The sequence below is a fragment of the Streptomyces coerulescens genome (genome assembly GCF_042657965.1).
Lineage (GTDB): Bacteria > Actinomycetota > Actinomycetes > Streptomycetales > Streptomycetaceae > Streptomyces > Streptomyces coerulescens.
Genome location: NZ_JBHSKM010000002.1, coordinates 681,670 through 694,943, shown reverse-complemented (window position 1 = coordinate 694,943; position 13,274 = coordinate 681,670). Strand labels below are relative to the sequence as shown.

11 protein-coding genes are annotated in these 13,274 nt (G+C 73.7%); 8 read left to right on the top strand and 3 right to left on the bottom strand.

What is annotated here, in order from left to right; translation table 11 throughout:
- Positions 1 to 6: 6 nt before the first annotated feature.
- Positions 7 to 1,134, bottom strand: a complete 1,128-nt coding sequence (locus tag ACFPQ9_RS04560; RefSeq protein ID WP_380846847.1) for a PAS domain-containing protein — start codon at positions 1,132 to 1,134, stop codon at positions 7 to 9.
- Between the two features lie 125 nt (positions 1,135 to 1,259).
- On the opposite strand from ACFPQ9_RS04560, the gene ACFPQ9_RS04555 reads away from it, so the two are divergent.
- The 4 genes from ACFPQ9_RS04555 (at position 1,260) to ACFPQ9_RS04540 (ending at position 6,062) form a co-directional block, all read left to right on the top strand.
- A complete protein-coding gene (locus ACFPQ9_RS04555; protein WP_380846844.1) occupies positions 1,260 to 1,976 on the top strand; it encodes an ANTAR domain-containing response regulator in 717 nt (238 codons plus the stop codon).
- A 167-nt stretch (positions 1,977 to 2,143) separates the two neighbouring features.
- Positions 2,144 to 3,340: a hypothetical protein gene (locus tag ACFPQ9_RS04550; protein WP_380846841.1), complete on the top strand. Its 1,197-nt coding sequence runs from the start codon at positions 2,144 to 2,146 to the stop codon at positions 3,338 to 3,340.
- Positions 3,341 to 3,690: 350 nt separating this feature from the next.
- Positions 3,691 to 4,938, top strand: coding sequence for an aminotransferase class I/II-fold pyridoxal phosphate-dependent enzyme (locus ACFPQ9_RS04545; RefSeq protein ID WP_380846838.1), 1,248 nt, complete (start codon positions 3,691 to 3,693; stop codon positions 4,936 to 4,938).
- On the top strand, positions 4,935 to 6,062 hold the full coding sequence (locus ACFPQ9_RS04540) for an MBL fold metallo-hydrolase (RefSeq protein ID WP_380846833.1): 1,128 nt from the start codon (positions 4,935 to 4,937) through the stop codon (positions 6,060 to 6,062). The genes ACFPQ9_RS04545 and ACFPQ9_RS04540 overlap by 4 nt, the downstream gene beginning before the upstream one ends.
- 69 nt (positions 6,063 to 6,131) lie before the next feature.
- On the opposite strand, the gene ACFPQ9_RS04535 is transcribed toward ACFPQ9_RS04540, so the two are convergent.
- Both ACFPQ9_RS04535 and ACFPQ9_RS04530 read right to left on the bottom strand, forming a co-directional pair.
- Positions 6,132 to 6,761 (bottom strand): DedA family protein, encoded by a 630-nt coding sequence (locus ACFPQ9_RS04535; RefSeq protein WP_380848411.1) that lies wholly within the window; start codon positions 6,759 to 6,761, stop codon positions 6,132 to 6,134.
- 26 nt (positions 6,762 to 6,787) lie between these two features.
- Positions 6,788 to 7,561, bottom strand: coding sequence for an MBL fold metallo-hydrolase (locus ACFPQ9_RS04530; protein WP_380846831.1), 774 nt, complete (start codon positions 7,559 to 7,561; stop codon positions 6,788 to 6,790).
- An 85-nt stretch (positions 7,562 to 7,646) separates the two neighbouring features.
- Between ACFPQ9_RS04530 and ACFPQ9_RS04525 the strand changes: the two genes are divergently transcribed.
- The 4 genes from ACFPQ9_RS04525 (at position 7,647) to ACFPQ9_RS04510 (ending at position 13,226) form a co-directional block, all read left to right on the top strand.
- Positions 7,647 to 8,054, top strand: coding sequence for a hypothetical protein (locus tag ACFPQ9_RS04525; RefSeq protein ID WP_380846829.1), 408 nt, complete (start codon positions 7,647 to 7,649; stop codon positions 8,052 to 8,054).
- A gap of 196 nt (positions 8,055 to 8,250) precedes the next feature.
- Positions 8,251 to 10,281, top strand: a complete 2,031-nt coding sequence (locus ACFPQ9_RS04520; protein ID WP_380848408.1) for a phage holin family protein — start codon at positions 8,251 to 8,253, stop codon at positions 10,279 to 10,281.
- 81 nt (positions 10,282 to 10,362) lie between these two features.
- On the top strand, positions 10,363 to 11,424 hold the full coding sequence (locus ACFPQ9_RS04515) for an ATP-binding protein (RefSeq protein WP_380846827.1): 1,062 nt from the start codon (positions 10,363 to 10,365) through the stop codon (positions 11,422 to 11,424).
- A complete protein-coding gene (locus ACFPQ9_RS04510) occupies positions 11,421 to 13,226 on the top strand; it encodes a vWA domain-containing protein (protein ID WP_380846825.1) in 1,806 nt (601 codons plus the stop codon). Before ACFPQ9_RS04515 ends, ACFPQ9_RS04510 begins: the two co-directional genes overlap by 4 nt.
- Positions 13,227 to 13,274: the final 48 nt, after the last annotated feature.

Genomic DNA, 13,274 nt, shown 5'->3' with positions numbered 1-13,274 from the left:
CCGCCCCTAGTCGATCCCGGTGGCCGCCAGCGAGATGTGGCGGGACATCGTGTCCAGGGCCTTCGCCTCCGCCATCGAGAACGGTGCCCTGGCGCCGCATCTGAAGAGGGTCAGGGTGCCCCGCACACTGCCGTCGGCCGCCAGCGGGACGCACACGAGCGAGGTGACGTTCGCCCGGACGAGGACGGGGGCGCCCTGCGGGTCCCTGCCGAAGGCGTCCGGGTCCTGCGGACGTACCTGGAGCGAGGGGGCTCCGGTCCGGGTCGTCTCGATGACCAGGGGACACCTGGCCGGATCCTGCGCCGCGAGCGCCCTCGCCTCCTCGGGCGAGGGCGCCAGCACGGCCGTACGGGACACCGGCGAAGCGGTGGCGTCGGCGATCACCCAGTCGGCGAAGCCTCCGTGCAGGACCCCGGCCGCCCGCCGCAGCACCGTCTCGCGGTCACCGCGCGGTGCGGTCAGCAGGGCCGTGGTCATCTCGTCCAGGAGGTCCATCAGGGTCGCGTGCCGGGTCGTCTCGGCCAGGTCGGGGATCCGGGTCGTCGGCGGGGCCGGCCGGGCCGGGGGCTCAAGCGCCCCCTGCGCGCCCGGCTGCATCACCACCAGCACCGTGGGGTGCGGCTCCCCGCTCGGACGCAGGGCGGTCAGGGTCGCGTGGACCGGGGCCGACGGGTGCTGCTGGAGATGCACGGTGAGGCTGCGGTCGCCCTCGCCGCGGGCCACGGCGGCGGTCTGGGAACGGAACGCGGCCCGGTCGGCGTGAGCGAGGAGGGCGGACAGCGGGCGGCCCGTCGCATAGCCCGAGCGGACACCCGTGAAGACGGTCGCCGCGGGGTTCAGCCGGCGCACCACGGCCTCCCGGTCCACCAGCGCGACCGGGAGCGGAAACCGCTGGAACACCGCCCGCAGCAGGTGCTGCTCCTGACGGTCGGCGGAGGGCGTACGCGGCGGCCCCGCCGAGGACAGCCGCTCGAACCAGGGCCACAACTGGTCGGCCACATGGTCGAGTTCGAAGATGGCCGCGTCCAGGACCGTCGGCAGGTCCCCTCCGGTCACGGATCGCGCCGCCTTCAGCTCCGCGACGCGGCGCACGAAATCCGCGAGCTCGTCACCGAATCCGTCCGTCTTCTCCATGGCCATGAACCTAGCCCGCGACGACGCGTCGCGGGGCGCCGGGGATCCAACCGGTTCCTGCTTGTTCTCCGGCCGTTTTCCCCGGCCGGGACCGGGAACGCGCACAAAGGACGGAGGAGTTGACAATGCCCGCTCGCGACCATAGGGGTCACTGGGGAGACGAGTCCGCCGAAGCCGCCCTTCCCGGGCGCAGGTTGTCGGCCCTGGCCGAACAGGCCGTGCGCTGCACCGCCGACTGCTGCGGTGCCGGCAGCACGGTGGCCGAGGCGGGAGCCGACCGGCCCGCCGCCGTCACCCACCCCGACCTTGCCGGACTCGTCGCCGTGCAGCTCCGCTCCGGGGACGGGCCCATTCCGGCCGCCCTGGAACGCGGGGAGCCCGTCGACTCGGCCGACCTGCTGCACGACGAACGCTGGCCGCAGTACCGCGCCCTGGCGCTCGACTCCGGGGTGCGCTCCAGCGTCACCCTGCCGTTCCGCCGGTCCGGCCTGACGGTGACGCTCAGTCTCTACAGCTTCCGCCCGGGCGCCCTGGAGGACGCCCGGCACGGGCCCGTGCACGCCCTCGGCGAGTTCGCCGCGAGCTGCCTCGTCCGCGACCGCTCCTACCGCGCCGCCCTCACCGAACTCGACCACCTCGGCACCGCCCTGCGCGCCCGCCCCGTCGTCGACCAGGCCTGCGGCATCGTCATGCACGTCCTCGGCTGCGACGCCGACGCGGCCTTCGACGTGCTCCGCCGCATCTCCCAGCACACCAACCGCAAGCTGTCGGACGTCGCGACGGGCGTCGTCAGCCGGCGGGGGAGGGGGCTGGAGGGGGATTTGGCGGCGTTGTCGAACTGAGGCGTGGCTCGGTGGGGTGTGTTCGGCGGGGTGTGTGGTGTCACCCGATCGGCCCTCTTCGTCCCGCGAATGGTGTCCGGCCGCGCGCGCCGGGGCCTCGGGCGGGCTGTCATGGCTGCGGGGGCACGACCGCCGTACCCCCGCAGTCGGCCGAAGGAGCTCACCCCATGCGCTGCACCGCCCGCGCCCTGTCCGTCGCCGCTCTGGCGGGTGTCGCCCTGGGCACCCCCGCCTCGGCCGCCTCCGCGGACCCCGCCGCGGAGGTCAGTCCGGGCACGGTCGCGCCGGGCGGCAGCGTCGCCGTCTCGGTCACCTGCGACGCTCTCGACGGGTCCGCGCCCGCCACCCTCCAGGCCACCTCGCAGGCGTTCGACGGGGGCACGGTCGAGCTGAAGCGGATCTCCGGCACCGACAAGAAGGCCGCCGGGCCCGCCTACCGCGGCAGCGCCCGCATCCCCTCGGCCGAGAACGTCGAGGGCGCCCCGGACACGGCCGGACCCGAGTCCGACCGGACCGTCGACGGCACCTGCCCGGCCGCGGGCGGCGGCGAGGGCGGCAAGGGCAAGGAGTGGAGTGCGACGTTCACGGTGGCCCGCGAGAGCGCGGGCGGGGACGGGAACGGCGGCAGCGCGAGCGACTCCGGCGGGGGCAAGGCCAGCGACGACGGCGGCACGAGCGAGGCGGGCGGCGGCAAGGGCGAGGCGAGCGGCGGCCATCAGGGCGGCAACGGTGGCGGAGGCGGTGGCACCGGGGGCGGAGGTGGCGGCCGTACCTGCATAGACCCCCACTCCGGCTGGACCGAGGCCGGAAAGACCGAGCCCTACGCGGGCGAGTCGGAAGCCGGCAAGGCCGAACCCGAGTGGGACGGCACCGAAACCGGCGGACTCGGCGAGGGCGGGACCGACTCCGGTGGACTCGGAGACGACGGGCTGGACGCCGGTGGGATGGACACCGGCGGGAAGGATGCCGGAGGGATGGACGCCGGAGGGACCGGTGCCGACGGGACCGGCACCGGAGGAGCCGACTTCGGAGGAACCTACTCCGAAGGAACCGACACCGAAGGAACCGACACCGGCGGCATCGCACCCGAGTGGGACACCGGAGCCGGCAAGACCGAGACCGAGCCCCACGCGGACGCGACCGAGCCCGGCTGGGACGGGAGCGGGGCCCACTCCGGCAAGGGCGAGCCCGGAGCGGACGACTGCGAGGGCGGGGCGGCCGACCAGCACGGTGTGCGGGCCGGTACCGGCGGCACCTTCACCGACTCCGTCCCCGCCCTGGTCGCAGGCGGTGTCCTGATCGCGGGCGCGTTCGGGGGCGCGGTGTACCGGCTGCGGCGTAGGACGCCCGCCTCGCAGGACTGATCCGTACGGCCGACCTCTGTGACCGGCGCAACCCCGGCGGGCGCCCATGGAGTTGCGCCACGATGGGTACGCAGAGCGCGGGGTGCGCGACACACCGGTGCTCCCGCCGCACCGTAAGAACGCCAGACCCGTAAGAACGCCAGACCCCTAAGAACCCCAGACCCCTAAGAACCCCAGACCCCTAAGAACCCCAGACCCCTAAGAACCCCAGACCCCTAAGAACCCCAGACCCGTAAGAACCCAGAGTCGTAGAAACGCCAAAGCCCGCACCACACCCCACGCGACACGAGCCCGCACGGAGCATCGGACGACGTCGAACCACCACGGCACCAGGCACAGCGGAGGCACGGATGCGCCGGACGGATCCCGAAGGCCACGGTCCCGTCCGTTACGGGCCGCCGCTCCCGGACGACGGACTGCCCGTGCTGCCCGAGATCGCCGCCGTGCTCGCGGCCGCCGCGGGCCGGGCCGAGAGCGAGCCGGTCGGCGGCGGCACCGCCCTGCTGGAGGCGGCATGCGGCTACTGGGGCCGCCGCGGACTGCCGACCGAGCCCGAGCAGGCGGTGGCCGGCCCCGGCGCCCCCGCCCTGCTTCTCGGCCTGACCTTCGCGCTCGGCGGCGACGTCCTCGTGCCACGGCCCTGTGCGGCCTGGTGGGCGCCGTACGCGCGCCTGTTGGGCCGGCCCGTCTTCCACGTGGCGACACCGGCCGAGTGCGGCGGTGTCCCGGATCCGTACGCCCTTCTGGAGACCGTCCGCCGGGTCCGTGACGAGGGCGGTGACCCGCGGCTGCTCGTGCTGTCCGTCGCCGACGATCCCACGGCCACCGTGGCCCCGCCCGAGGTGCTGCACGAGACCGTGGAGGCCGCCGCCGGCGAGGGCCTGTACCTGGTCAGCGACGAGACCTGGCGCGACACCGTGCACGCCCCGCACGACACCGTGCTGGTCAGCCCCGCCGAGATGCTGCCCGAGCAGGTCACCGTCGTCACCGACCTGGCCGGCGCCCACCTCCCGCCGGGCTGGCCGGCCGCGGTCGCCCGGTTCCCCGCGCACCACGCCGGGAACGGCCTGCACGCGCGCGTACTCGACGTGCTCACCGCGCTCGGCGCCCGCGTCGCCGGCCCGGTCGCCCTCGCCGCCGGGTACGCCCTCGCGGAACCCGAGCCACTCACCGCACGGATCGGTGCCGCCGTACACCTGCACGCGCGCGTGGCCGCCGCCGCGCACGCCGCCGCCGTGGGCGCCGGCGCCCTGTCCCGGCCCCCGCAGGCCGGGCGGCATCTGTACGTCGACCTCGGTCCCCTGCGCGCCGGGCTGTCCTCGCACGGCGTGGGCGACGCGCAGGACCTGGAGGACTTCCTCGCCGCGCGGCTCGGCATGCCCGCGCCGGGCGGGCACCGCTTCGGCGACGACCTCGCGGCGTTGCGCGTACGGCTGTCCACGGGCGCGCTGCTGGCGGGCACGGACGAGGAACGCGCGGAATGCATCGGTTCACCCACGCCGTTGGAACTGCCACACGTGCAACGCGCGTTGATCCACATGAAGTCGGTCTTCGACGATCTCCGCGACGACGCTCAGCGATGGGAGTCTCCTCGATGACGCAGCAGTCCGAGTCGACCACCGGGCGAACCACGACCACGCCGACCACCGCCACGCGCACGGCCGCCACGCGCACAGCCACCACGCGTACGACCACCCAGGAAGCCGACGATCCGACGGACCACCACCCGTCGCCTCTGGCGCCCCCGCCCCCGCTCCCTCCCCTCGCCGCCCCCCGTCCGCTGGGCGAACGCCGGGTGTGGCCGCGCACCTTCCACGACCGTCTCACCGCCCCGCTGCCCGGCATCAAGGCCCTCGCCCGCTTCGCCCGCGAGGGCGCCGTACGCCCGGGCCGGGAGGGCCTCGCCGACATCCCGCTGCTGCCCTTCGAGCCGGGCCCGGTGCCCCGCGTGGACGCCCGCACGGTCGCCGTCTCCTGGGCGGGGCACGCCAGTTGGGTCGTGCGGATCGGTGGACTGACCGTGCTCACCGACCCGGTCTGGTCGCGCCGCATCCTCGGCACCCCGGCCCGGATCACCCCCGTCGGCGTCGCGTGGAGCGCCCTGCCGCGCGTGGACGCGGTCGTCATCAGCCACAACCACTACGACCACCTGGACGCCCCCACCCTGCGCCGGCTCCCGCGCGAGACCCCCGTGTTCGTGCCGGCCGGCCTCGCCGGCTGGTTCCGGCGCCGAAGGTTCACCCGGGTCACCGAGCTGGACTGGTGGGAGGCGGCCGAACTGTCCGGTGTCCGCTTCGACTTCGTGCCGGCCCACCACTGGTCCAAGCGGACCCTCGTCGACACGTGCCGCAGCCTGTGGGGCGGCTGGGTGCTCACCGCGCCCGACGGACAGCGCGTGTACTTCGCCGGCGACACCGGCTACGGCCACTGGTTCACCCGCATCGGCGAGCGCTACCCCGGCATCGACCTGGCCCTGCTCCCCATCGGCGCCTACGACCCGCGCTGGTGGCTCAGCGACGTCCACTGCGACCCGGAGGAGGCGGTCCGGGCCACCCAGGACCTCGGCGCACGCCGGATGGCCCCGATGCACTGGGCGACCTTCGTCCTCTCGGCGGAGCCGGTCCTGGAGCCCCTCACGCGCGTGCGTGCGGCGTGGGAGAAGGCAGGTCTGGACCGGCAGGACTTGTGGGATCTGCCGGTGGGCGCTTCAAGGGTGCTGTAGGACAGCCGACCAAGGGGCGCGGGGAACTGCGCGACAAGCCACAACAAGCCCGCACTCCGCAACGAAACCTCACTTGGCAGCCCGAACCCGCTTCCAAACACCCGGCGCCACACTGATCACCACGGTCAGCGCGATCGCCGCCACCACCCCTTGCCAGGGCTCCGGGAACAACGACCCGCCCAGAATCCCGATCAACTGATACGTCACGGCCCAGGCGAGGCAGGCCGGCAGGTTCCCCCGGGCGAACCGCCGCATCGACCACTTCGCCAGCAGACATGCCAGCATCACCGGCAACCGCCCCGCCGGCACCAGCCGCGACAGCACCAGCACGGCGACACCGTGCTCGGCCAACTTCTCCTGCGCCTGCGCGAGCCGCTCCTCCGGCGCCCGCGAACGGATCGCCTCCAGCCAGCGCGAGCCGTTCTTCGATCCCATGCCCCGCCGCCCCAGCCAGTACAGCGTCACATCGCCCAGGAACGCGGCCGTCGACGCCGTCACGAACACCAGCGCCAGCGAGAACGGCGCCGTCTGGTGGAACGCCACCACCGCCGCCGAACTCACCAGCGCCCCCGTCGGCACGACCGGCACCAACGCCCCGATCAGCACCAGCAGGAACAGCGAGGGATAGCCGATCGCCTGCTGCGTCGACTCCGGCGACACCGTCGTCGTTGCGGCGGCCACCGTGGTCGTGGCGGCCAGCGTCGTCGTGGCGACGGCCGGCACCGTCACCGGGCCACCTCCAGGCGCACGCTCTCGCCGTGCGCGAGCCGGTGCACCGATACGCCGGGCGTGCGCTCCGCCGCGAGGCGGGCGAACTCGTCCCCGGGCGCATGGAATTCATGGGGGCGCACGGCGTCCATGCCGATCGGCCAGTACGTCCCGTAGTGCACGGGCACCGCGCTGTGCGGCCCGAGCCGGGCCAACGCCTCGGCCGCGCGCCCCGCGTCCAGGTGCCCCTCCCCGAGATACGGCCCCCAGCCGCCCACCGGCAGCAGGGCCACGTCGACCGGTCCGACCTCCTGCGCCATGGCGTCGAACAGCCCCGTGTCCCCGGCGAAGTACGTGCGAGCCTGGCCCTCGATGACATAGCCGAGAGCGGGGGAGCGGTGCCGTCCCACGGGGAGCCGCCGCCCGTCGTGCCGCGCCGGAACGGCCCGTACGGCCACACCGCCCACCGTCAGCACATCCCCCGGCGCCATCTCGGTCACCCGCAGATGCGTGAGCCGGCGCAGAGCCGGTACCGCGCCCGGCGCACCCCGGGGCACGAGCAGCCGGGTGTCCCGGGGCAGCCCGGCCAGTGAGGGAACGTGCAGGTGGTCGGCGTGGAGGTGGGAGACCACGGCGACATCGGCGCGCCGCGAGTCGGGCGCCGGGAGCGCACCCCGGCGTCGGCGCAGGTGTGCGAGCCGGCGTGCGAACAGAGGGTCGGTGAGGATGCGCACGTTCGAGTCCTCGACCGTGCAGGTGGCGTGACCCCACCAGGTGATCTCCACCGGCACCTTCTTTGCCTCCTTCGCGCGACTCCCCGAAGCGTACGGGCTGGAGTAGGGTCGGCGGCGAAACCCGGAGGTGAGGGGGGACGCCATGGGGCCATCCATAGTGCGCGTCACGGCGATCGCCAGTCTGACGCCGCTCGAAGAGCTGGACGCCGACCCCTTCCTGGTGGACTCCCGCAGCCAGCACGCCATGTGCGCGCGCTGGGCCGCCGAGCACGGGTACGTGGTCGCGCGCGAGCTTCTCGTACGAGGGCTGCGGGCGGACCACAGCGTGCTGTGGGAGGGCGTGCGGCCCGGGCTCGATCTGTTCGTGGCGCCCAGCCGCAGGGTGTTGGAGAGTGCGTTGTCGTCCGTCGACGAGTTCACCGCGGAGTGCGCCCGGCGCGGGGTGCGGGTGGAGATGGTGGGACGGGCCGAGCCGTTGTACGACGCGCAGATGAAGGCTCGGGTGCATCGGCGGCTGTCGATGCCGACCGCCGGCTACGACGGGCGTTGAGTGCGCCGCGGCGGGTGCCGCGACATGCCGTCTCGCGTCCGCGGGTTCGTCGTGGCTGGTCGCGCAGTTCCCCGCGCCCCTTCCGGGGCGCTGTCGGGCCGTAGGCTGGGGGCGAACAGGCCCGTTTCGGGGAGGTGGGCTGGGCGTGCGTGGGCGTTGGCGGCGGGTTGCCAGTCAGGTCGGGCGGAGCGTGGCCGTGTGGGCGGTCTCGACCGTCACCATGCTCGTGCTCGCCGGGATCCTGCCGGACTTCCAGCTGCAGTCGGCCGACGACGAGAGCACCACCCGACTAGCCATGACCGCGGCCCTCGGCGCCGGTGCCTTCGGTGTGCTCTCCGCGCTCGTCTGGCCCCTGCTGGTACGGCTGCTGCTGCTCGTGCCCGCGCTCGTGCTCGGCCTGCTGGTGTTCTTCCTGAACGGCTCGCTGCTCATCGTCGCCCTGCGCCTGGTGCCCTCCGGCGACAGCGAGGCCGCCCCCGAGACCGCCGTCATCGTGGCCGCAGTGATGTCCGCCGTCGCCTCCGCCACCGGCGGTGCCCTCGCCGTACGCGACGACGACGCCTACCGGCGCCGGCTGTACCGCCTCGCCGACCGCCGCCGCCGGGCCCTGCCACCCGGCCCCTCCAGCCCCGGCACGGTCTTCATGCAGCTCGACGGCGTCGGCCACGACCTCCTCCTCGCCGCCGTCGGCAAGGGCCTGATGCCCACCGTCGCCCGCTGGCTCGGCGAGGGGGCCGGTGCCGGTGGGCGCCCCACCCACCGTCTCACCGCCTGGCGCACCGACTGGTCCAGCCAGACCGGCGCCAGCCAGCTCGGCATCCTGCACGGCAGCAACCACGACGTCCCTGCCTTCCGCTGGTACGAGAAGGCGGCCCGCGAGGTGATGGTCTGCAACCGTCCCACCAGCGCCGCCGAGCTCCAGCGCCGCGCCATCGACCGCACCGGCGACGGCGGACTGCTCGCCGCCGACGGCGCCAGCCGCGGCAACCTCTTCAGCGGCGGCGCCGACGAGCAGGCCCTGGTGCTGTCCATCGCCACCAAGCGGCGCGACCGCCGCAACCGCTCCCGCGCGGGCTACTTCGCCTACTTCTCCGACCCGGCCAACGCCGTGCGCACCGCCCTGTCCTTCATCGCCGAAGTCGGCCGCGAGATCGGCCAGTCCACCCGGGCCCGCGTCCGCAAGGCCCGGCCGAGGGTCTCCCGCGGCGGCCTCTACCCGTTCGTGCGCGCGTTCGCGACCGTCGTCGAACGGGACGTCGTCGTCGCCGCGGTGCTGGGCGATATGTTCGGCGGCCGCACCGCCGTCTACGCCGACCTCGTGGCGTACGACGAGGTGGCGCACCACTCCGGGCCGTTCGGCCGTGACACCGATAAGGTCCTCGAACGCCTCGACCGGGCGCTGGCGTTGATCGAGAAGGCCGCCGAGCACGCGCCGCGGCCGTACCGGATCGTCGTGCTGTCGGACCACGGCCAGAGCCCCGGTGAGACCTTCCGCTCCCGCTACGGCCTCGGTCTCGGCGACCTGGTGCGGGCGGGCTGCGGGCTGCCCGTGCCGCGCCGGGCCCGGCGCACCCACAGCGGCGCCGAGGCGCGCGCGGCCGTGCGCGCCGCGCTGCGCCGTCCCGTCGAGGAGGGCGGCGAGCAGCACCGTCCCTCGCGGCGCCGCTCCGAGCCCATCGTGCTGGCCTCCGGCAACCTCGGCCTGGTCTCCTTCCCGGACGTGCCGCACCGGATGACCAGGGAGGAGATGGACGCCCGCCATCCGGCGCTGCTCACCACCCTCGCCAACCACCCCGGCGTCGGCTTCCTGCTGGTGCGCAGCGAGCGGCACGGCGGGGTCGTGCTGGGCGCGTACGGCGCCGAGATCCCCCTGGACCGGCTGGACGACGAGCCGGGCCCGCTGGAGGTCTTCGGACCGGGCGCCGCCGACGCCGTACGCCGTACGCACTCCTTCCCGAGCACCGCCGACATCATGGTCAACTCCGCCTACGACCCGGCGGACGGCGAGGTGCTCGCGTTCGAGGAGCAGATCGGCTCGCACGGCGGGCTCGGCGGCGCGCAGGGCAGACCGTTCCTGCTGTCGCCCCTCGCCCTGTCCGCGCCGGTGGACGACGGGGAGGACCTCGTCGGCGCCGAGCATGTGCACCGGGTGCTGCGCCGCTGGCTGCGTGAGGCGAACGGGCCGCAGGTGCCGGTGGAGACGGAGCCGCAGGAGCGGGCCGCCTGAATAATCGGCTGCGTCCGAGGGGTCGCGGGCACACACTGGTGGAGTCGCAAACTTCTCGAACACTCCCAAGGAGCCCCTGCTTTGCAGGCTGCCGTCACCGTCACGCCCACCCGTATCCCCGAACTCCTGCTCGGCCTCGCCACCGTGCGGCCGGTCTTCATCTGGGGCGCCCCGGGCATCGGAAAGTCCTCCCTCGTCCGGGACTTCGCCACGTCGCTCGGGCTGGAGTGCGTGAGTCTGCTCGGTACGCAGCTCGCGCCGGAGGACCTGATCGGCGTCCCGCAGATCCGCGACGGGCGCTCGGTGTTCTGCCCGCCGGAGGCCATCGCCCGCGACGAGCCGTACTGCCTGTTCCTGGACGAGCTGAACGCGGCCACGCCGGATGTGCAGAAGGCGTTCTACTCGCTGATCCTGGACCGCCGTATCGGCAACTACGAGCTGCCCAAGGGGTCGATCGTCATCGGCGCCGGAAACCGCGCCACCGACAACGCGCTCGCCAGGCCCATCGCCTCCGCGCTGGTCAACCGGCTCACCCACGTCCACCTGGAGGCCTCCGCCAAGGACTGGCTGACCTGGGCCGTGAACAACGGCATCCACCCGTGGATCCTGGACCACCTCACCGACCGCCCCGACCACCTTTGGTCCAAGCCGCCGAAGACCGAGGAGCCGTTCTCCACGCCCCGCTCCTGGCACATGCTCTCCGACGCGCTGCACTCCTTCGGCCGCGACCTCGACGAGGAGACCCTGAAGGTCCTGGCACACGGCACCCTGACGCCGACGCACGCCACCGCCTTCTGCGGCTACGTCAAGATCGTGCGCAGCCAGTACGGCATCGAGGCGATCATCAAGGGCGACGCCCGCTGGCCGCACCGTATGGAGGACCGCGACCTGCTCTACTACCTGGCCGAGTCGTTCCGCGGCCGACTGATCAAGGAACTGCCCGCGAGCAAGGACCACATGTCGGCGACCGGCCGGCAGACCGCGTACCGCGCCAAGTCGCTGCTGGTGCAGCTCGCGGAGATCTCCGTCGAGGTCGCGCAGAGCGTCATCGCCTCCGACGCCGACGGCAATCCGGTGCTGCCCGCCTGGTTCCTGGTGGAGACCGCGCGGGACATGCCCCGGCTGGTGGAGGCGCGCCGATGAGCCGTGGCCACGACAAGGGGAAGGCGAAGAAGAAGCGGGACCTCGCGGCTGAGGCCTTCGCCGAGGGCCTGCGCCTCGTGCGCGCCAACCCCGCGCTGGCCACCGTCGAGTTCACCGTCTGCCGCCTGGAGAACTGCGAGCACTCGCCCCGCGACGGACTCGTCCGCGTCGACTCCGACGGCGACCTGCACGCCGACCCCGCGCGCATCGCCGAACCCGCCACCTGGGCCTGGGCCATCGCCCACGCCGTGCTGCACCTGGGCTTCGGCCACGTCCCGTCCAAGCAGGGCGTGCCCGTCCAGCCCGACCGTGCCGACCTCGCCGCCCGCTGCGTCGTCGTCAACCGCTTCCTGCTCACCTTCCCGGTGGGCAGGACCCCGGACCACCTGCCCCTGACCTACCCCGACGGCGACGAGGAACAGCTCGCCGCGCGGTGGCGGCGCGACGGCATCCCGGCCGCGTACGAGCGCTGCGGCACGGCGGGCCCGGAACCCGACCTGCTGCTCGTGGAGTGGAAGGGCTGGCTGGGGTCGCCCCCGGACCATCAACTCGCCTTCGCCACCGCGCTCACCCGGACCGTGTCCACCGCGATGGACATGGCGGGCGGCCGCCGCGACTCCATGCTCGGCGAACCCGTCAAGAAGCGGCCCTGGCAGTGGGCACTGGAGTGGTTCATCACCTCCTACCCACTGCTCGGCGGCCTCGCGGCCGGCATCAAACTCGTCGCCGACGCCGAACTCGCCCACGCGCACGGCATCTCCGTCGCCGCCGTCAACGCCGAGGCCGGCGAGATCTACATCAACCCGCTGCGGCACTTCGAGACCGAGGAATGGCGGTTCATCCTCGCCCACGAGATGCTGCACGCCGCCCTGCGCCACGGCGACCGCTGCGGCGCCCGCGACCCGTATCTCTTCAACGTCGCCTGCGACTACGTCATCAACGGCTGGCTGCGCGAGATGCAGGTCGGCCAGATGCCCCAAGGGCTGTTGTACGACGCCCGGTTCAGCGGCCTGTCCGCCGAGGAGGTCTACGACCGCATCGTCGGCGACCTGCGCCGCATGCGCCGCCTGGCCACCCTGCGCGGCAAGGGCCTCGGCGACATCCTCGGCGCCCCGCTCGGCCCGCCCGGCGACTGTGTCGACCTGGACGAGTTCTACCGCCGGGGCCTGAGCCACGGCCTCGACCTGCACCAGCAGCAGGAGCGCGGCTTCCTGCCCGGCGGTCTGGTCCAGGAGATCCGCGCGCTCAGCCATCCGCCACTGCCCTGGGACGCGCAACTCGCCCGCTGGTTCGACGAGTTCGTGCCCCGCCCGGAGCCGGTACGGACGTACGCCCGTCCCGCGCGCCGCCAGGCCTCGACCCCCGACATCCCGCGCGCCGGCCGCTACTTCCCGCCCGAGGAGATCGCCCGCTGCACCTTCGGCGTCGTCCTGGACACCTCCGCCTCCATGAGCGCCGGACTGCTCGGCAAGGCGCTGGGCGCGATCGCCTCGTACGCCGAGGCCCGGGACGTACCGGCCGCGCGCGTGGTGTTCTGCGACGCGGGCCCCTACGACGCCGGATATCTGCCGGTGACGGACATCGCGGGACGAGTGCGGGTGCGCGGCCGTGGCGGTACGGTCCTGCAGCCAGGGATCGACCTGCTGCAGCGGGCGGACGACTTTCCCCCGGGCGCGCCCGTCCTGGTCATCACCGACGGCTGGTGCGACGTGCTGCGGGTGCGCCGTGAGCACGCGTACCTGATTCCTCCGGGCCGTCGCCTGCCGTTCACCCCGCGTGGGCCGGTCTTCCGGGTGAGTTGAGCCGGAGTGTGATCGGATGGGGGCACGGACCCCGGAAACGGGCCCCCT

Coding starts and splice junctions, on each gene's coding strand:
- ACFPQ9_RS04560 (WP_380846847.1), bottom strand. CDS start 1,134: ATGGAGAAGACGGACGGATTCGGTGACGAGCTCGCGGATTTCGTGCGC.
- ACFPQ9_RS04555 (WP_380846844.1), top strand. CDS start 1,260: ATGCCCGCTCGCGACCATAGGGGTCACTGGGGAGACGAGTCCGCCGAA.
- ACFPQ9_RS04550 (WP_380846841.1), top strand. CDS start 2,144: ATGCGCTGCACCGCCCGCGCCCTGTCCGTCGCCGCTCTGGCGGGTGTC.
- ACFPQ9_RS04545 (WP_380846838.1), top strand. CDS start 3,691: ATGCGCCGGACGGATCCCGAAGGCCACGGTCCCGTCCGTTACGGGCCG.
- ACFPQ9_RS04540 (WP_380846833.1), top strand. CDS start 4,935: ATGACGCAGCAGTCCGAGTCGACCACCGGGCGAACCACGACCACGCCG.
- ACFPQ9_RS04525 (WP_380846829.1), top strand. CDS start 7,647: ATGGGGCCATCCATAGTGCGCGTCACGGCGATCGCCAGTCTGACGCCG.
- ACFPQ9_RS04510 (WP_380846825.1), top strand. CDS start 11,421: ATGAGCCGTGGCCACGACAAGGGGAAGGCGAAGAAGAAGCGGGACCTC.